The following is a 17484-nucleotide window of genomic DNA, read 5'->3' as shown; positions in this document are numbered from 1 at the left end:
CATGGAGATCCTGTTCTGCACGGCCCTCGGGGTGCTCACCGCCAGCGGCGTGTACCTGCTGCTCAGGGCGCGCCTCTATCCGGTGGTGCTCGGCCTTACCCTGCTCTCCTACGCGGTCAACCTCTTCCTGTTCGCCATGGGCCGCCTGCGCACCGGCGTGCCGGCGGTGATCGGCAAGGCCGCCGAGCAGGCCGATCCGGTGCCCCAGGCGCTGGTGCTCACCGCCATCGTCATCGGCTTCGCCATGACCGCCTTCGTGGTCGCCCTGTCGCTGCGTGCCCTGGGCGAATTGCGCACCGACCACGTGGATGGCGAGGAGCCGCGCCGATGAAGCACCTGATCATCCTGCCGATCCTCGTGCCGCTGTTCATGGGCGCCCTCCTGCTCATGCGCCCGCGGCTGTCCGCCCGTACCGCGCGCCGGCTGTCGCTGCTCGCCACCGCGACCCTGCTGCCACTAGCGCTGCTGCTCCTGCATCGGGCCGGCAGCGGCCAGCTGGAGGTCTATGCCCTCGGCGACTGGCCGGCGCCCTTCGGCATCGTCCTGCTGCTGGATCGCCTGGCCGCGCTGATGCTGGCTACCGTGGCGGTACTGGCCGCGGGCGCGGCGCTCTACGCCTGCCGCGGCGACGACGCGCGCGGTCCGGATTTCCACGCGCTGTTCCAGTTCCAGTTGCTGGGTATCAACGGCGCCTTCCTCACTGGCGACCTGTTCAATCTCTTCGTCTTCTTCGAGATCCTGCTGATCGCCTCCTATGCCCTGCTGGTGCACGGCGCCGGCCCCGCACGGGTACGCGCCGGCTTGCACTACGTGGTGCTCAACCTGGTGGGCTCGGCGCTGTTCCTGATCGGCATCGGCCTGCTCTACGGCCTGCTCGGTACCCTGAACCTGGCCGACCTCGGCCTGAGGGTCGCCAGCGCCGACCCCGAGCGCACGCCCCTGTTGGCCGCCGCGGGCTTCCTGCTGCTGGTGGTATTCGGCCTCAAGGGCGCCATCCTGCCGCTGTACTTCTGGCTGCCCAGCGCCTATTCGGCGGCCAGTGCGCCGGTCGCCGCCCTGTTCGCCATCATGACCAAGGTCGGGCTCTACGCCATCGTCCGCGTCTTCCTGCTGGTGTTCGGCGCGGCCGCCGGGCCCCTGGCCCACTACGTGCTGCCCTGGCTCTGGCCACTGGCGGCGGTCACCCTGGCCGCCGGGGTATTCGGCGCCCTGGCCGCCCACCATCTCAAGACCCTGCTCGGCTACCTGGTGGTCATCTCGGTGGGGATGCTGCTGACCGGCGTGGCCCTGGGCAGCGTCTCCGGCCTGGCCGCCACGCTGTTCTATCTGGTCCACAGCACCTGGATCGCCGGCGCCCTGTTCCTGCTGGCGGATCTCATCGCCCAGCAGCGTGGCGGGCAAGGCGACCTGCTCAAGAGCGGTCCGCCGTTGCGTCATCCACGGTTGCTCGGCGGCCTGTTCTTTCTCGGGGCGATCTCTGTTGCCGGCCTGCCGCCCTTCCCCGGCTTTCTCGGCAAGGTGATGCTCTTGCAGGCCACTGGCACCGCCTGGCCGGCACTGATCATCTGGCCGGTGGTGCTGCTCGGCGGGCTGGGCATGCTCATCGCCCTGTCTCGTGCCGGGACCACGCTGTTCTGGCGCGGCAAGGGCGCGACCCTGGACGTGCGCCTCGATCCCGTCCAGCTCGCCGCCACCCTCGGCCTGCTGCTGGGCAGCCCGCTGCTGATGGCGCTGGCGGCGCCGCTGCATGGCTATGCCCTGGAGACCGCCCGGCAACTGCTGGACGTCGCACCCTACTTCGACATCGTCCGGGGGGTTGGCCCATGAAGCGCTGGCGCCTGTTGCCACACCCGCTGCTCACCGTCCTGCTGACCCTGACCTGGCTGCTGCTCAACAACAGCCTGAGTCTCGGCCAGCTGCTGCTGGGCCTGCTGCTCGGCTGGGGCATCCCGTTGCTCTGCCAGGACTTCCTGCTGCACGCCCCTCGCTTGCGCCGTCCCCTGCTCCTGCTGCGCTACATGCTGATGGTGCTGTACGACATCATCGTCGCCAATCTGCACGTCGCGCGACTGGTGCTGGGCCGGACCGAGGCGCTCAAGCCGGCATTCATCGAGGTCCCCATCGACATCGAGGACGAATTCCTGCTCACCCTGCTCGCCTGCGTGGTGTCCCTCACCCCCGGCACCGTTTCGTCCGGCCTCAGCGGCGATCGCAAGACCCTGCTGCTGCACGGTCTCGATGTCGCGGACAAGGACGAGGTGATCCGCCAGGTCAAGACGCGCTATGAAGCCCCGCTCAAGGAGATCTTCGAATGCTCACCTACGTGACCCTGCTGTGTATGGGGATGATGGGCGTGGCCGCCGTGCTCAACGTCTATCGCCTGGTGAAGGGACCGGACATCCCGGATCGGGTGCTGGCGCTGGATACGCTCTATATCAATGTCCTGGCGATCATCATCCTGTTCGGCATCTGGCTGGCCACCGACGTCTTCTTCGAAGCGGCGCTGCTCATCGCCGTGACCGGCTTCGTCGGCACCGTGGCGCTGGGCAAGCACATGCTGCATGGCGAAATCATCGACTGAGAACCTATCCCTGATCAGCTGCGCGTCGGCCAAGCGGCGTTGAAAAGACTTTCGGAATGCTCATTTACCATTCGTAAACTCGGGCGCGAGTCCGATCCGCTTCCTCAAGTCTTTTCGCCTTGCTTGGCTCTAGCTCGCAAGATCATGAACAGCTTCTAGAGAGGAAAATCCATGCCCTTCTGGCTCGAACTCCTGATCTGCGCCCTGCTGCTCATCGGCAGCAGCTTCGCCCTTATCGGCGCCATCGGCCTGTACCGGCTGCCGGACTTCTTCATGCGCCTGCACGGTCCGACCAAGGCCACCACCCTGGGCGTGGGCAGCACCATCGTCGCCTCGATGCTGTTCTTCAGCGTCCAGGGCGAGGGCCTCAGCCTGCACGAACTGCTGATCGCCCTGTTCATCTTCATCACCGCGCCGGTCAGCGCCCACATGCTGGCGCGCGCCGCCATCCAGCAGAAGGTCAGGCAGGTCGAGCGTACCGACGGCCGGCCCTGGCGCTAGGACTGGCTACGGCCCGCTCATCGCGCCCGGGCGGTCGGGCTACAGGCGTTCCTAGCGACCGCCGCTGACCTTGCTGAAGTCCTGGCGGCCGAAGGGATTGGGCTGGTAGCCCTCGACGCCTTTATTGGCCAGCACCGTCACCGTCGGGTGCGCCAGCGGCAGCCACAGCGCCTGGTCGTGGATGATGCGCTGCGCCTGGTGATACACCGTGGCGCGTGCCATCTGGTCGGACAGGGTCTTGCCCTTGCTGATGGCGCCATCCAGGGTCTTGTCGCAATAGCGGGCGAAATTCAGCCCCGACTGCACCGAGGCGCAGGAGAATTGCGGCGTCAGGTAGTTGTCCGGATCACCGTTGTCGCCGGCCCAGCCCATGAACAGCAGGTCGTGCTCGCCGGTCTTGGCGCGGCGGATCAGTTCGCCCCACTCGATCACCTGGATCTGCGCATCGACGCCGATCTTCTTCAGGTCGGCCTGCAGCATCTGGGCACCCAGTTGCGGATTGGGATTGAGCAGGCTGCCGCTGGGGCGCGTCCAGATGGTGGTCTTGAAGCCGTCCTTGAGGCCCGCCTGGGCCAGCAGCGTCTTGGCCTTGGCCGGGTCATAGGGGTAGGCCGGCACGTCCTTGGCATAGCCCCAGGTGGTGGGCGGATAGACGTTGTCGGCGGCCACCGCGGTGTCCTGGAACACCGCCTTCAGATAGCTCTGCTTGTCGAACGCCAGGTTGATGGCCTGGCGCACCTTGATGTTGTCCAGCGGCGGATGGCTGGTGTTGATGCCGACGAAGGCGGTCATGAAGGCCGGCGTCTGCAGCACCTGCAGGCTCTTGTCCTCCTGGGCGCTCTGCAGATCCTGGGGCTTGGGCGACAGGGCGATCTGGCACTCGCCGCGCTTGAGTCGCTGCAGGCGCACCGCCGAATCCGGGGTGATGGCATAGATCAGCCCATCCAGCTTGGGCTTGCCGGCAAAGTAGTCCGGATTGGCGGCGTAGCGCACCGCGGCATCCTTCTGGTAGCGCTTGAAGACGAAGGGACCGGTGCCTATGGGTTCGTCATTGAGCTGGGCGGTCTTGCCGGCCTTGAGCAACTGCTCGGCGTATTCGGCGGAATAGATGGAGGCGAAGCCCATGCTCAGGGTCGGCAAAAAGGTGGCGTCCGGGCTGTTGAGCACGATGCGCACGCCGAGGTCACTGGTCTTTTCCACGCTCTTGATCAGCTTGGGCCACTGCATCGACTGGGCATGGGGATAGCCGCTCTTGGCCACCGCGTGCCAGGGGTGATCCTTTTCCAGCATGCGCTGGAAGCTGAACACCACGTCGTCGGCGGTCAGGGTACGGCTGGGAGTGAAGTAGTCGGTGTGGTGAAACTTCACGTCCGGCCGCAGGGCGAAATCATAGGTCAGGCCGTCGCTCGATACCGTCCAGCTCTGCGCCAGGCTCGGCACCAGCTTGGCTTCGCTGGCGTCGTATTCCACCAGGCGATTCATCAGCACGTCGGCCGAGGCATTGGTGGTGGTCAGGGAGTTGTACTGCACCACGTCGAATCCATCCGGACTGGCTTCGGTACAGACGCTGAGCGTGGCGGCCTGCGCCAGCAGGGGCGCGAAGAGCAGAGGCAAGGCGGCGAGACGCATAGAACGATTCCTTGTGGATCCGAAGTGGGCAGACGGCGCCCGGGTGGCTGGCAACGGCTGACGGGCGCCGCGGGCGGTCGTCTGACGGACGTGGATTGAAAATGGCAGTCGCTCTAAACTAGACCACCCGTCCGTCCGTCACAATGCTTCTGACCGACGAACGGTTGGCATTCCGGCCGGGCTCGCATAGCGCCCGGTGCGCGGGCATTTCATCCGTCGCCCTACCTTGTTATGCCAGAGTACTTCTGGTATAAAACAGCGCTCTTTTTTCGGGGTATGGCCGCTTCAGGTCCCCGGCATTTGCCGGCTCTCCCCGTCAAAACAGGAATCAATACAGTTACAAGCGGCCAACCCATGCCGGGTTTGGCATGAGGTTTATGAGGGCTGAGCCATGTCGAGAGTTTGCCAAGTAACCGGTAAGGGTCCGATTACTGGGAACAACGTTTCCCACGCTAACAACAAAACCCGTCGTCGTTTCCTGCCGAATCTGCAGCACCACCGTTTCTGGGTAGAATCCGAGAAGCGCTTCGTGCGTCTGCGCGTTTCTGCCAAGGGCATGCGTATCATCGACAAGCGCGGTATCGAAACCGTACTGTCCGAGCTGCGTAGCCGCGGCGAAAAATTCTAAGGGGATTCGTCATGCGTGAATTGATCCGTTTGATTTCCAGTGCCGGTACCGGCCACTTCTACACCACTGACAAGAACAAGCGCACCAAGCCCGAAAAGATCGAAATCAAGAAATTCGATCCGGTCGTGCGCAAGCATGTCATGTACAAGGAAGGCAAGATCAAGTAATTGATCGCCCCTTGAACAGGAAACCCGCCTCGGCGGGTTTTTTGTTGTCTGGCGTCTGGCCCGGCGGCGGGCGCCGCCGGGCCAGATCAACGGCTTACTTGAACTGGCCGGTCAGCTCGCGCAGGGCGGCTTCGGCGCCAAGGATCTTCTGCATGCATTCCCGCGCCTTGGTCGGATCGATGCTCAGGCGCGCATAGAGGTCGTCGGGAATCGGCTGGGCCGGGCCGTTGCCGATGCCCTCGGCACGCAGCAGCTGCACGGCGAGGAAGATCAGGTTGGGATAGACCGCCTGCTCGCCTTGGTAGCCCGGATCGCCCTGGAAGCGCAGCGCCGTCACCACCTCTTCGGGCATCTCCCAGCAGCGCATCAGGGCCGCGCCGATCTGCTCGCGGGTGATGCCCAGCAGGTGGTGCTCGACCACCTGGTGATCGAGCTGGCGGTTGGCCTCCAGATGGCGGCAGATCAGCGAGAAGTGCGGCGGAAAGACGTGGGCCAGCACCAGATAGCCGAAGTTGTGCAGCAGGCCGCCGAGATAGGCCAGGCCCATCTCCGGTCGCTCCGCACGCGGCATGGCGCGCGCCAGGCCCTCGATCAGGGCGGCGGTGTAGATGGCCTGCTTCCAGTAGGGCGTCTCGTTCTGCGCCTGGTCGCTGGGCAGGCTCAGGGTCTTGCCCAGGGCCAGGCCCAGGGCCAGGTTGATCACCAGGTCGAAGCCCAGCACCCGCACGATGGCATCTTCCACCGAGCGGATCTTGCCAGGCGCGGCATAGTAGGGCGAGGCGGCCCAGCTGATCACCTGGGCCGCCAGCGCCGGATCTGTCTCCACCACATTGGCCAGGTCGTCCACCGTGGCGTCGGGGTCGACCCGCAGCTTGATGACCTTTTCCGCGGTCTTGGACAGCGGCGGGATTTCCAGCGTCTCTTCCAGGCGCTGCCGGATGCGTCGCGCGGTGAAGGCGGTGGCGGCATGGAGAATTTCCGCCTCGTCGCGCTCCGGTTGCCGCAGATTGGGCTGGATACCGGCCGCCGGGATGCCGAAGCTGCCGGCGGTGGCCTGATTCAGCAGGCGCCTATAGTCAGATGTTTCAACTTCCAGTAGCAGCGAGCGCTCACCGGATTCCAGCAGCAGCCGGGGCGCATCCAGCAGGCGCTCGTCATACAGGCAGGGGGAATTGGTCAGCGACGGCAGCCCCGGCAGGACATCCAGTTCGTAGCGCTCGAGGGTGCGCATCAGCCGCTCCGGCGCCACCACCGCCAGCTGCCGCCCGGTGAATTCCACCAGCCGGCGCAGATCCAGCAACTGATCCTCGGGCAGCAGCACCAGCAGCATGCCGACGCTGTCGCTCAGGAGCACCGTATGCACCCGATTCGCCTGCGGCTGGCGCGTCGTCGCCGGGGTGGGTCGGTAGGCAAGGTTCAACTGGGCAAGCAACTGCTGGATCGAAGGGGGGACTTCAGGGAGGGGCGAAGCGAGCGCTACATCGGTCATGGCATTTTCTTCCTCACGTACACCCTGGAGTATAACCATTCGGCTCCGCAGATAGCGTCGTCTGTATAAGCTTTGTCAAACCTGGCCGTATTGCTGCCCGTGGCGCAACCAGCGCTCCAGCAGCGGACCGGCATGACTCGGCCAGCGCGCCAGCAATTCCTGGGCGGCATCCCGGACCGCCGGCAGCCAGTGGGCGTCGCGCATCAGGTCGGCCACCTTGAACTGCAGCAGACCGGTCTGGCGGGTCCCCAGCATCTCGCCCGGGCCGCGCAATTCCAGGTCCTTCTCGGCGATGATGAAGCCGTCGTTGGTCTCGCGCATGATAGCCAGCCGCTCGCGACCGATCTGCGACAGCGGCGGATGGAACAGCAGCACGCAATAGCTGACGGCGCTGCCCCGTCCGACGCGCCCGCGCAACTGGTGCAGCTGGGCAAGCCCCAGGCGTTCGGGATTCTCGATGATCATCAGACTGGCATTGGGCACGTCCACCCCGACCTCGATCACCGTGGTGGCCACCAGCAGTTGCAGATTGCCGGCCTTGAACTCGGCCATTACCGCGGCCTTTTCCGCCGGCTTCATGCGCCCGTGGATCAGCCCGACGTGCAATTCGGCCAGGGCCAGCTGCAATTCTTCGTAGGTGGTCTCGGCCGCCTGGCAGGTGAGTTCCTCGGATTCCTCGATCAGGGTGCAGACCCAGTAGGCCTGGCGCCCTTCGTGACAGGCGGCGCGGACCCGCTCCACCACCTCCTCGCGACGGCTGTCGGTGACGCTCACGGTATTGACCGGCGTCCGTCCCGGCGGCAGCTCGTCGAGCACCGAGGTGTCCAGGTCGGCATAGGCGCTCATGGCCAGGGTGCGCGGGATGGGGGTGGCGGTCATGATCAGCTGGTGCGGTGCCAGGCGGCCGTCGACGCCCTTCTGGCGCAGGGCCAGGCGCTGCTGCACGCCGAAGCGGTGCTGTTCATCGATCACCACCAGCGCCAGGCGGGCGAAGCGTACCTCGTCCTGGAACAGCGCATGGGTGCCCACCACCATGGGCGCCCCGGCGGCGATGCGCTCCAAGGAACTAGCGCGGGCCTTGCCCTTGAGCTTGCCAGCCAGCCAGGCCACCTCGATGTCCAGAGCGGCGAACCAGCGCTGGAAGTTGAGGAAATGCTGCTCGGCGAGGATTTCGGTGGGCGCCATCAGCGCCACCTGGTAGCCGGCCTCGATGGCCTGCAGGGCGGCCAGGGCAGCGACTACCGTCTTGCCCGCGCCCACGTCGCCCTGCACCAGCCGCAACATGGGCTCGGGCTGGGCCAGGTCATGGGCGATCTCGCGGCCGACGCGCTGCTGGGCACCGGTGGGGGTGAAGCCGAGGTTGTCCAGATACAGCTGCGGCAGCCGGCGAGCGGCCGGCAGGGGGACCGCACGCTGGGCGCGCAGGGTTTCGCGCAGGCGCTGCAGGGACAACTGGTGGGTCAGCAATTCTTCGAAGACCAACCGTTCCTGGGCCCAGTGGCGACCCTCGGCCAACTCTTCCAGGTCCGCATCCGGCGGCGGTCGGTGCAGATAGCGCAGGGCATCGGCCAGCGGCCCCAGACGGTAGTGCCCGGCCATCTCCGGCGGCAGCCAGTCGGGCAGGGATTCGGGCCCGAGCCGCTCCAGTGTCTGGGCGCTGAGCTGGCGCAGGCGCAGCTGGGTGAGGCCTTCGGTGGTCGGGTAGATGGGCGTCAGCGTCTGCTCGACCGGCGCCGGGGCGTTCTCGTCCTGGGCGCGGTATTCGGGATGGTAGATCTCCAGGCCCGAGGCGCCGGGGCGCACCTCGCCATAGCAGCGCAGCAGGGTGCCGCGCTTGAGGCCGTCCTTTTGCGCCTGGCTGAAGTGGAAGAATCTCAGCGACAGGGTGCCGCTACCGTCCTGCAGGCGCACCAGCAGGCTGCGCCGACGCCCCATGAGCACCTCGGCGGAGGCGACCATGCCCTCCACCACCGCGTCCTGGCCGGGCCGCAGGGCCCCGATGGGCACGATGCGGGTGCGGTCCTGGTAGCGCAGCGGCAGGTGGAAGAGCACGTCCTGCAGGGTTTCCAGGCCGACCCGCGCGAGTTTCTCCTGCAGGGCGGCGCCGACCCCCTTGAGGGCGGTGACCGGCGTCGCGGCCAGTTCACTCATGCCGGCTGCACGACGCCCTTGGCTTCAGGCCGCGCCACCGAGCACAGGCGGACCGAGTCGGCCAGCACCTCGATGGCCTTGGGCCGCGGAAAGCTGGCGCGCCAGGCGATGGCCACGGTGCGATAGGGCACCGGCCGCTCGAAGGGGCGCACCTCGATGATCCCGGGGGCATAGTGGTGACTCTCCACCGCCGAGAACGGCAGCACCGAGACGCCCAGGCCCGAGGCCACCATGTGGCGGATGGTTTCCAGCGAAGAGGACTCCACCGTGGAATTCTTGTTTTCCTCGTGCTTGCGCACGGTCGGACAGGCTTCCAGGACCTGGTCGCGGAAGCAGTGGCCTTCGCCCAGCAGCAGCAGGCTCTTGTCGCTCAGCTGGTTCTGCGGAATGGTCTTGAGCTTGGTCCAGGGGTGCCGCGCCGGCATCATCACGTAGAAGGGCTCGTCGTACAGCGGCAGGGTCAGGACATCCGGCTCGTTGAACGGCAGGGCGAGAATGACGGCATCCAGCTCACCGGTGCGCAGCTTGTCGCGCAGCAGGTGGGTGAAGTTTTCCTCGATGTACAGCGGCATCTCCGGCGCCACGCGGTTGAGCTGCGGGATGAGGTGCGGAAAGAGATAGGGCCCGATGGTATAGATAGCGCCGATCTTCAGCGGCGCGGTGAGCTGGTTCTTGCCGGCCTGGGCCAGTTCGCGGATGCCCTGGGCCTGCTCCAGCACCTTCTGCGCCTGGGCGACGATGCCCTCGCCGGTGGGGGTGAGGCGCACGGCACTCTTGCTGCGCTCGAAGATCAGAATGCCCAGCTCGTCCTCGAGCTTCTTGACGCCCACCGACAGCGTCGGCTGGCTGACGTGGCAACGCTCGGCAGCTCGGCCAAAGTGCTGTTCCTGGGCGAGCGTGACGATATAGCGCAGTTCAGTCAGGGTCATAGTCAAATTCCATGGGGTGCCGGCCAATCTTAGCGGCTGTCTCTATCAACGGCCAAGCGCGACGGGCAGCTGCCTGTTCTCCCGGGTTGGACCACAGCCGGGCGCAGGCTACCCTGGCCGTCTGTCCAGGCCTTTGCAGAAGGAAACACCGATGAGCACCATCCTGATCGCCGGTTGTGGCGATGTCGGCAGCCGTCTTGGTCTGCAACTGGTCGCCCAGGGCCATCGCGTCTTCGGCCTCAGACGCAACGTCGCCGCCCTCCCCGCCCAGTTGCTGCCGGTCGCGGGCGATCTGGCCGTCCCCACGCCACCGGCCGCCTGGCCGCGGGAGCCCCTTGACCAGGTGGTCTATGCCACCGCCGCGACCCACCATGACGAAGCCGGCTATCGCGCCGCCTATGTCGATGGCCTGCGCCACCTGCTGGGTTGGCTGGCCGCCTGCGACCAGCACCCGCAACGCCTGCTGTTCGTCTCCAGCAGCGGCGTCTATGCCCAGGGCGATGGCGCCTGGGTCGACGAGACCGCCCCCGCCGAACCCGAGCGCTTTTCCGGGCGCATCCTGCGCGAGGCGGAGGATTTGGCGCTGGGCGGCGGCCTGCCCGCCAGCGTGGTCCGCCTGACCGGCATTTATGGCCCGGGCCGCGAGGCGCTGCTGCGCCAGGTGCGCGAGGGCTCCCGGGTGACCCGCGAACCGCCGTTGTATGGCAATCGCATCCACGTCGAGGACGCCGCCGGCCTGCTGGCGCTGCTGCTGCAGCGGGATCGCGAAGGCGTCGCCCTGGACGCTCTCTATCTGGGCGTGGACGACGATCCGGCGCCGCTGGACGAAGTGGTGGACTGGCTGCGGGCGCGCCTGGGCATCACCTTCTGGTCCGACGAAGCCCAGCTGCGCCGCGCCGGCAGCAAGAGGTGCAGCAACGCCCGCGCCCGGGCGCTGGGCTGGACGCCCCGCTACCCCAGCTATCGCGAAGGCTACGCGGCCATTCTCGACCGCTGAAACGACGGAGCCCGGCAATGTGTGGTGCTTGAGAAGTTAACTGCACAATTTTGGCGGCGCTTTTTCGGCCTGGTCGGCGTTGCCACTCCTTGCCATAGCTCTGCTATGACTCGTCGCGGCGCCTGGCCCAGACCAAAAAATCACTCACCAATTCTTGCGCGAACTTCTCAAACACCACACCGGCCGGGCTCTGGATTCAACTCACGATCCAATCAATCACGCAGGGCTTCACCGCGGGTGGCCTGAGGACGCTCCTCGACCTTGGCGGTGCTCTTCAGGTGCGGCAGGGCTGCCCAGTAGGCGGCGCCCTTCTCGGCGTCGTAGAGGCCCTCCCACTTGGCGATGACCAGCGCGGCCAGGGCGTTGCCGATCACGTTCAGGGCGGTGCGCGCCATGTCCATGATGCGATCCACACCGGCGATGAAGGCCAGGCCTTCCAGCGGGATGCCAACGCTGCCCAGGGTGGCCAGAAGCACCACGAAGGAGACGCCCGGTACGCCGGCGATGCCCTTGGAGGTGACCATCAGGGTCAGCACCAGCAGCAGTTGCTGGCTCAGCGACAGGTCGATGCCATAGAGCTGGGCGATGAACAGCGCCGCGATGCTCTGGTAGAGGGTGGAGCCGTCCAGGTTGAAGGAGTAGCCGGTGGGCACCACGAAGCTGGTGATGGCCTTGGGCGCGCCATAGGCCTCCATCTTCTCGATGATGCGCGGCAGCACGGTTTCCGAACTGGCGGTGGAATAGGCCAGGATCAGCTCGTCCTTGAGGATGCGGATGATGCGGAAGATCGAGAAGCCGAACAGCTTGGCCACCAGACCCAGCACGCCGAGGGCGAAGAAGCCGATGGCGACGTAGACCAGCACTACCAGCTTGGCCAGCGGCAGCAGGGAGGCGAAGCCGAAGTTGGCTACGGTCACCGCGATCAGTGCGAAGACGCCGATGGGGGCGTAGTTCATGATCATGTGGGTGACCTTGAACATGGCCTCGGAAATGCCCTGGAAGACGCGCACCACCGGCTCGCGGGTGGCTTCCGGCAGGGCGCCCAGGCCCAGGCCGAACATCACCGCGAAGAAGATGATCGGCAGCATCTCGCCACGGGCGACGGCGGCGAAGACGTTGGACGGGATCAGGTTGAGGATGGTGGCGATGAAGGCGTGGTCATGCTGCACTTCCGCGGTGGTCTTCTGGTACTGAGAGATGTCGGTGGTGCCCAGGGTGCTCATGTCGATGCCGGCACCGGGTTGCACGCTGTCGGCGAAGAACAGGCCGACGACGATGGCCAGGGTGGTGACGATCTCGAAGTAGAGGATGGTCTTGAGGCCGATGCGACCGAGCTTCTTGGAGTCGCCGACGCCGGCGATGCCGACCACCAGGGTGGCGATGACGATGGGCACCACGATCATCTTGATCAGCCGGATGAAGATGTCGCCGGCCGGCTTGAGGACGTTCGAGATCCACCAGGCCTTCTCGGCGCTGAAGTGATTGAGCAGTGCGCCGACGGCGATCCCCAGCACGAGGCCGATAAGGATCTGCCACGCGAGGCTGAGCTTGGGCTTGGTCATGTACCGACACCTTTGTTCTATTTGGATGGAGTTCGGGACGAACGTCACCGTGCCGGGTCGTGATGCGCAAAGCGCATGCAACGCCAACGTGGAGGGTGCGTTCAGGCTGCGGAAACGGTGCTCGAAAAGGACGAGGAGCACCAAGGCGTCACACTTTTGCCAGAGGGTAACGGGGTATGTCTAATGCCGCTGTCGCCTGCCCTATGCCGATCCGGCATGAGGTGTCCCGAAAGGGCCGCGCAGCATACAGGCACTGGCGCCTTGCACGCCAGGCATACAGAGGCGCCGCTCATCGCGGCGCCCCATGCACGTCAGCCGTTGAAGGTGGCGGGATCGGGACCGAGGCGCTTGTCCTGATTCAGCCCGGCGATCTGCCGCAGGTCCTCGTCGTCCAAGGTGAAGTCGAAGATCTGCATGTTCTCTTCGATGCGCTTGGGCGTCTTGGATTTGGGGAAGATGATGTTGCCGAGCTGGATATGCCAGCGCAGCACCACCTGGGCCGGTGTCTTGCCGTGCTTGGCGGCCAGTTGCTGCAGCACCGGGCTGCCGAGCAGCTCGCCACCCTGGGCCAGCGGACTCCAGGCCTCGGTGGCGATGCCCTTGTAGGTGTTGAAGTCGCGCAACTCCTGCTGCTGCAGCAGCGGATGGCACTCGATCTGGTTGACCACCGGCACCACGCCGGTCTCGGTCAGCAGCGTCTCGATATCGGCCTGACGGAAGTTGGATACGCCGATGGACTTCACCCGACCCTGGTTGCGCAATTCGATCAGCGCCTTCCAGCTGTCGAGGAACAAGCCCTTTTCCGGCAGTGGCCAGTGGATCAGGTAGAGGTCGACATGCTCCAGGCCCAGCTTGGCCAGGCTGGTGTCGAAGGCGCGCAGGGCGCTGTCGTAGCCCTGGTCGGCATTCCACAGCTTGGTGGTGACGAACAGCTCGTCACGCGGCAGACCGGCCTGGGCGATGGCCTTGCCGACACCCTCTTCATTGCCGTAGATGGCAGCGGTATCTATGTGTCGGTAGCCCAGGTCGAGGGCCGTCTTGACCACCTGCGCGGTCTCTTCGGCCGGGGTCTGCCAGACCCCCAGACCAAATTGCGGAATGTGGTGACCGTCGTTGAGCTGAAGACGGGTGATCGCGGACATGCGTCGCTCCTCTGGAATGAGTGGGATACCAGAGGTGTGACTGGTGGCGGTGGCCTTTTGCTCCCGATCAGTCGAGGCGCATGGCTTCGGGCACGCTGTAACTTTCCACCCAGCCCAGCACCGTACGGCCATCCTGCTGCAGCTCGATGCGCTTCCAGCGCTGGAAGGAGCGGGTCTCGATCACCCGCACCTGCGTATCGCCGTCCAGCCGTACCAGGGTGTTGCGCACGCGTTCACGGCTGCGGTCATAGACGAAGGGCCACTTGAGGACATCGACCGGGCCGCGCAGCATCCAGCCCTGCCCTTCTTCGGCAAAGCGAAAGGACACACCGCCCTCGGCACGGGCCAGGTTGCTGCCCAGCAGCAGCACGGACGCCACGAGCAGTGAGGGGAGGATACGGCGAAGGGTCGAAAGGACATTCGGGGTCATACTGGCCTCGTCTGTAGCACCAAAAAAAAACAGCGCCCGAATCGGACGCTGCGAGGGTAGACCCTTTGGTGTGGCAAACGACTGCAGGCTTTGCCCGAGAATGCCAAATGGCCAGCATTCCCGGACAAAACCCTCGGCGCGATGGTCAGGCCGCGCTGAACAGCTTGTGCGGATCGATAACGAATTTCTTCGGTACGCCCGCATCGAACTCGCTGTAGCCGCGCGGGGCCTCGTCCAGGGTGATCACCTGCACGCCGACGATGTCGGCGATCTTGATGCGATCCCACATGATGGCTTGCATCAGCTGGCGGTTGTACTTCATCACCGGGGTCTGGCCGGTGTGGAAGCTGTGGGACTTGGCCCAGCCCAGACCGAAGCGGATGCTCAGGGCACCCTGCTTGGCGGCGGCGTCGACCGCGCCCGGATCGTCGGTGACGTACAGACCGGGGATGCCGATCTTGCCGGCCACCCGCACGATGCCCATCAGCGAGTTCAGCACCGTGGCCGGAGCCTCGCTCTTGGCGCCTTCGTGACCATGGCCACGGGCTTCGAAGCCGACGGCATCCACGGCGCAATCCACTTCCGGCGTGCCCAGCAGCGCGGCGATCTGCTCGTGCAGCGGAGTATCCAGGGACAGGTCGGCGATCTCGAAGCCCTGGGCCTTGGCGTGAGCCAGGCGCACCGGATTGACGTCGCCGACGATGACCACGGCGGCGCCCAGCAGGCGGGCCGAGGCGGCAGCGGCCAGGCCCACGGGGCCGGCACCGGCCACATAGACGCTGGTGCCCGGGCCGACGCCGGCGGTGACGGCGCCGTGGTAGCCGGTGGGCAGGATGTCGGACAGGCAGGTCAGGTCACGGATCTTTTCCATGGCCGCATCGCGATTCGGCAGCTTGAGCAGGTTGAAGTCGGCATAGGGGACCAGCACGTATTCGGCCTGGCCGCCGACCCAGCCGCCCATGTCGACGTAGCCATAGGCACCGCCGGCGCGCGAGGGATTGACGGTCAGGCAGACGCCGGTGTCCTGCTCCTTGCAGGTACGGCAGCGACCGCAGGCGACGTTGAAGGGCACCGAAACCAGATCGCCGACCTTGAGGGTCTCGACGTCACGGCCCGCTTCGATGACCTCACCGGTGATCTCGTGGCCGAGCACCAGGCCTTCGGGAGCGGTGGTCCGGCCACGCACCATGTGCTGGTCGGAACCACAGATATTGGTGGAGACCACGCGCAGGATGACGCCGTGGTCGATACGCTTGCCCTGCGGGGTTTCCATCTTCGGGTAGGGGATGGTCTGCACCTCGACCTTGCCCGCGCCCAGATAGACGACGCCACGATTACCGGACATGTTGCACCTCGCTGTTGTTGTTGGACTGGCTCTAGCGGTTCGAGCCTAGTCCTCGCGAAGCACGGCGTCTGTGGGGATGGCGTTTTTGACCATGCCGAGGTCGCCCTGGCGGGTCGGCCTGGCGAACCCGTTCACGCCGCCGGTGGGGCGGCGCGACCGGTCGGGGTCAGGCGGGTGCCAGGGCGGCGGCGCGGCGCTCGCGGCTGAGCAGGTAGCAGCCGATACCCACGCCCAGCAGGGCCAGCCCCATGACGTACCAGGCCGGGCCCAGCGGATGCTCCTTGAGCATCAGGGTGACGACCATGGGCGTCAGGCCGCCGAAGATGGCGTAGGCGACGTTGTAGGAGAACGACAGCCCCGAAAAGCGCACCTTGGGCGGGAAGGCCAGCACCATCACCCGCGGCACGCCGCCGATGACGCCGACCGCCGCACCGGCAAAGGCGTAGAGCGGGAACAGCCATTCCGGATGGACCTTCAGACCGGCATAGAGCGACCAGCTGGCCAGCGCCAGGATCAGCCCGCCGACGATGAACACCGGACCGCTGCCGAAGCGATCGGACAGGGCGCCGGAAACGATGCAACCCAGGGTCAGGAAGACGATGGCCAGGCTGTTGGCCTTGAGCGCCATGGCGGCGGAGAAGCCGTACTGGGTCTGCAGCAGGGTCGGGGTCATGAGGATGACCACCACGATGCCGGCGGTGAGCATCCAGGTCAGCAGCATGGACAGGATCACGCTGCTGCGATGGTCGCGCAGCACCGCCTTGAGCGGCACTTCCTCGGCCAGCGACTTGTGGATCGCCAGTTCGGCGAACACCGGCGTCTCGTGCAGCCAGCGGCGCAGGTAGACCGAGAACAGGCCGAAGACACCGCCGATGATGAAGGGGAAGCGCCAGGCGTAGTCGGCCACCTCCAGCGGGGTGAAGACGGTATTGATCAGGGTCGCCATTAGCGAGCCGAGCAGGATGCCGAAGGTGAGGCCGGCGGTCAGGGTGCCGCAGGCATAGCCGACGTGCTTGCCGGGGACGTGTTCGGAGACGAACACCCAGGCACCGGGCACCTCGCCGCCGATGGCCGCGCCCTGGATGATGCGCAGAACCAGCAGCAGGATCGGCGCGGCCACGCCGATCTGGGCGTAGGTGGGCATCAGGCCCATGCCCAGGGTCGGCAGCGCCATCATGAAGATGCTCAGAGTGAACATCTTCTTGCGCCCGAGCAGGTCACCGAAGTGGGCCATGATGATGCCGCCCAGCGGGCGTGCCAGGTAACCCGCGGCGAAGATGCCGAAGGTCTGCATCTGCCGCAGCCAGTCGGGCATGTCGGCGGGAAAGAACAGCTTCCCCACCACGGCGGCGAAGAAGACGAAGATGACGAAGTCGTAGAACTCCAGCGCACCGCCCAGGGCGGACAGCGAGAGGGTCTTGTAGTCGTTGCGGCCCAGAGGGCGCGACGTGAGCGGCGCGGAGGCGGATTGCAGTTTCATCGAGGATCCCGGACAAGAGAGGAGCGCAAAGGAAATTCGGCCTCTGGCATCCCTCCGGGTGTAGCGGACAAGACGCGGCCCCGAGTGACCGTCCGCCTGGGGCGGCTGGCAGGGATCGGGCGGGTCGCCGGATGGGCGCCGGACCTGCACCGCGCCGCCTGCGCTCTTGTGGAGCACGGCAGCAGCAGGTCTACCGATCATTACCTGATCATCGGACGTGCACGACCCTCTGGATTGCCTGGCCGTGCACGGTCTCCACGATAGCAAATCTGCAAGGAATTTCCGCTATTCATTCAGTGCCCATTCAGGGCTCATCTGCCGAGCTATGACTGTTTCATGCTGGTGCAAAAGCGGTCGAGCCGCCCTGCCCCAGGCGTTATACTGTAGCCCCCTAACGATCTCCCCAGAGAGATTGGCAGCATTCTTGCGTGCAGATGCTGAACGTTACCTACC

17 protein-coding genes are annotated in these 17484 nt (G+C 65.8%); 8 read left to right on the top strand and 9 right to left on the bottom strand.

The annotated features are described in order from the left end of the window. Nucleotide 1 precedes the first annotated feature (1 nt). From OMP44_RS11330 to OMP44_RS11310, 5 genes are all read left to right on the top strand, one after another. Nucleotides 2-331, top strand: a complete 330-nt coding sequence (locus OMP44_RS11330) for a Na+/H+ antiporter subunit C (protein ID WP_017642337.1) — start codon at nt 2-4, stop codon at nt 329-331. Continuing rightward, on the top strand, nt 328-1827 hold the full coding sequence (locus OMP44_RS11325) for a monovalent cation/H+ antiporter subunit D (protein WP_280308144.1): 1500 nt from the start codon (nt 328-330) through the stop codon (nt 1825-1827). The genes OMP44_RS11330 and OMP44_RS11325 overlap by 4 nt, the downstream gene beginning before the upstream one ends. Beyond that, nucleotides 1824-2327 carry a Na+/H+ antiporter subunit E gene (locus OMP44_RS11320; RefSeq protein ID WP_187980593.1) on the top strand — a complete coding sequence of 168 codons (504 nt, stop codon included), beginning with the start codon at nt 1824-1826 and terminating at the stop codon, nt 2325-2327. Before OMP44_RS11325 ends, OMP44_RS11320 begins: the two co-directional genes overlap by 4 nt. After that, complete coding sequence (locus OMP44_RS11315; protein WP_133860016.1) at nt 2312-2581, top strand: K+/H+ antiporter subunit F; 270 nt, start codon at nt 2312-2314, stop codon at nt 2579-2581. Before OMP44_RS11320 ends, OMP44_RS11315 begins: the two co-directional genes overlap by 16 nt. A 171-nt stretch (nt 2582-2752) precedes the next feature. Next, entirely contained in the window at nt 2753-3082 is a 330-nt protein-coding gene (locus OMP44_RS11310) for a Na+/H+ antiporter subunit G (protein ID WP_133860017.1), read from the top strand. 51 nt (nt 3083-3133) lie between these two features. Here OMP44_RS11310 and OMP44_RS11305 read toward each other — a convergent pair whose 3' ends face one another. Next, on the bottom strand, nt 3134-4711 hold the full coding sequence (locus OMP44_RS11305; protein ID WP_280308136.1) for an ABC transporter substrate-binding protein: 1578 nt from the start codon (nt 4709-4711) through the stop codon (nt 3134-3136). 391 nt (nt 4712-5102) lie between these two features. On the opposite strand from OMP44_RS11305, the gene rpmB reads away from it, so the two are divergent. Then, entirely contained in the window at nt 5103-5339 is a 237-nt protein-coding gene (gene rpmB, locus OMP44_RS11300) for a 50S ribosomal protein L28 (protein WP_007159903.1), read from the top strand. An 11-nt stretch (nt 5340-5350) separates the two neighbouring features. Then, nucleotides 5351-5506, top strand: coding sequence for a 50S ribosomal protein L33 (gene rpmG / locus OMP44_RS11295; protein WP_007159904.1), 156 nt, complete (start codon nt 5351-5353; stop codon nt 5504-5506). 94 nt (nt 5507-5600) lie between these two features. Here the strand turns inward: rpmG and OMP44_RS11290 are convergent, their stop codons facing one another. The 3 genes from OMP44_RS11290 to OMP44_RS11280 all read right to left on the bottom strand — a co-directional run bounded on the left by OMP44_RS11290 (nt 5601) and on the right by OMP44_RS11280 (nt 10075). Beyond that, entirely contained in the window at nt 5601-6995 is a 1395-nt protein-coding gene (locus OMP44_RS11290) for an aminoacyl-tRNA deacylase and HDOD domain-containing protein (RefSeq protein ID WP_187980595.1), read from the bottom strand. Nucleotides 6996-7070: 75 nt separating this feature from the next. After that, on the bottom strand, nt 7071-9146 hold the full coding sequence (gene recG / locus OMP44_RS11285; RefSeq protein ID WP_187980596.1) for an ATP-dependent DNA helicase RecG: 2076 nt from the start codon (nt 9144-9146) through the stop codon (nt 7071-7073). Continuing rightward, nucleotides 9143-10075: a hydrogen peroxide-inducible genes activator gene (locus OMP44_RS11280; protein WP_133860021.1), complete on the bottom strand. Its 933-nt coding sequence runs from the start codon at nt 10073-10075 to the stop codon at nt 9143-9145. The genes recG and OMP44_RS11280 overlap by 4 nt, the downstream gene beginning before the upstream one ends. 151 nt (nt 10076-10226) lie before the next feature. Between OMP44_RS11280 and OMP44_RS11275 the strand changes: the two genes are divergently transcribed. Continuing rightward, nucleotides 10227-11072 carry an NAD-dependent epimerase/dehydratase family protein gene (locus tag OMP44_RS11275; RefSeq protein WP_273862441.1) on the top strand — a complete coding sequence of 282 codons (846 nt, stop codon included), beginning with the start codon at nt 10227-10229 and terminating at the stop codon, nt 11070-11072. Between the two features lie 212 nt (nt 11073-11284). On the opposite strand, the gene gltP is transcribed toward OMP44_RS11275, so the two are convergent. The 5 genes from gltP to OMP44_RS11250 form a co-directional block, all read right to left on the bottom strand. Next, nucleotides 11285-12634, bottom strand: a complete 1350-nt coding sequence (gene gltP / locus OMP44_RS11270) for a glutamate/aspartate:proton symporter GltP (RefSeq protein ID WP_133860023.1) — start codon at nt 12632-12634, stop codon at nt 11285-11287. Nucleotides 12635-12945: 311 nt separating this feature from the next. Continuing rightward, nucleotides 12946-13776 carry an aldo/keto reductase gene (locus OMP44_RS11265; RefSeq protein WP_133860024.1) on the bottom strand — a complete coding sequence of 277 codons (831 nt, stop codon included), beginning with the start codon at nt 13774-13776 and terminating at the stop codon, nt 12946-12948. A gap of 67 nt (nt 13777-13843) precedes the next feature. Further along, entirely contained in the window at nt 13844-14206 is a 363-nt protein-coding gene (locus OMP44_RS11260; protein ID WP_187980599.1) for a hypothetical protein, read from the bottom strand. A 145-nt stretch (nt 14207-14351) separates the two neighbouring features. After that, entirely contained in the window at nt 14352-15551 is a 1200-nt protein-coding gene (gene fdhA / locus OMP44_RS11255; RefSeq protein WP_133860026.1) for a formaldehyde dehydrogenase, glutathione-independent, read from the bottom strand. 166 nt (nt 15552-15717) lie between these two features. Beyond that, nucleotides 15718-17031, bottom strand: coding sequence for an MFS transporter (locus OMP44_RS11250; protein WP_187980600.1), 1314 nt, complete (start codon nt 17029-17031; stop codon nt 15718-15720). Nucleotides 17032-17484 lie beyond the last annotated feature (453 nt).

The organism is Pseudomonas flavocrustae (assembly GCF_029872515.1).
Taxonomy (GTDB): domain Bacteria; phylum Pseudomonadota; class Gammaproteobacteria; order Pseudomonadales; family Pseudomonadaceae; genus Chryseomonas; species Chryseomonas aestiva.
The sequence above is the reverse complement of the archived record's forward strand: the minus strand, read 5'-3'. Positions and strand labels throughout refer to the sequence as shown.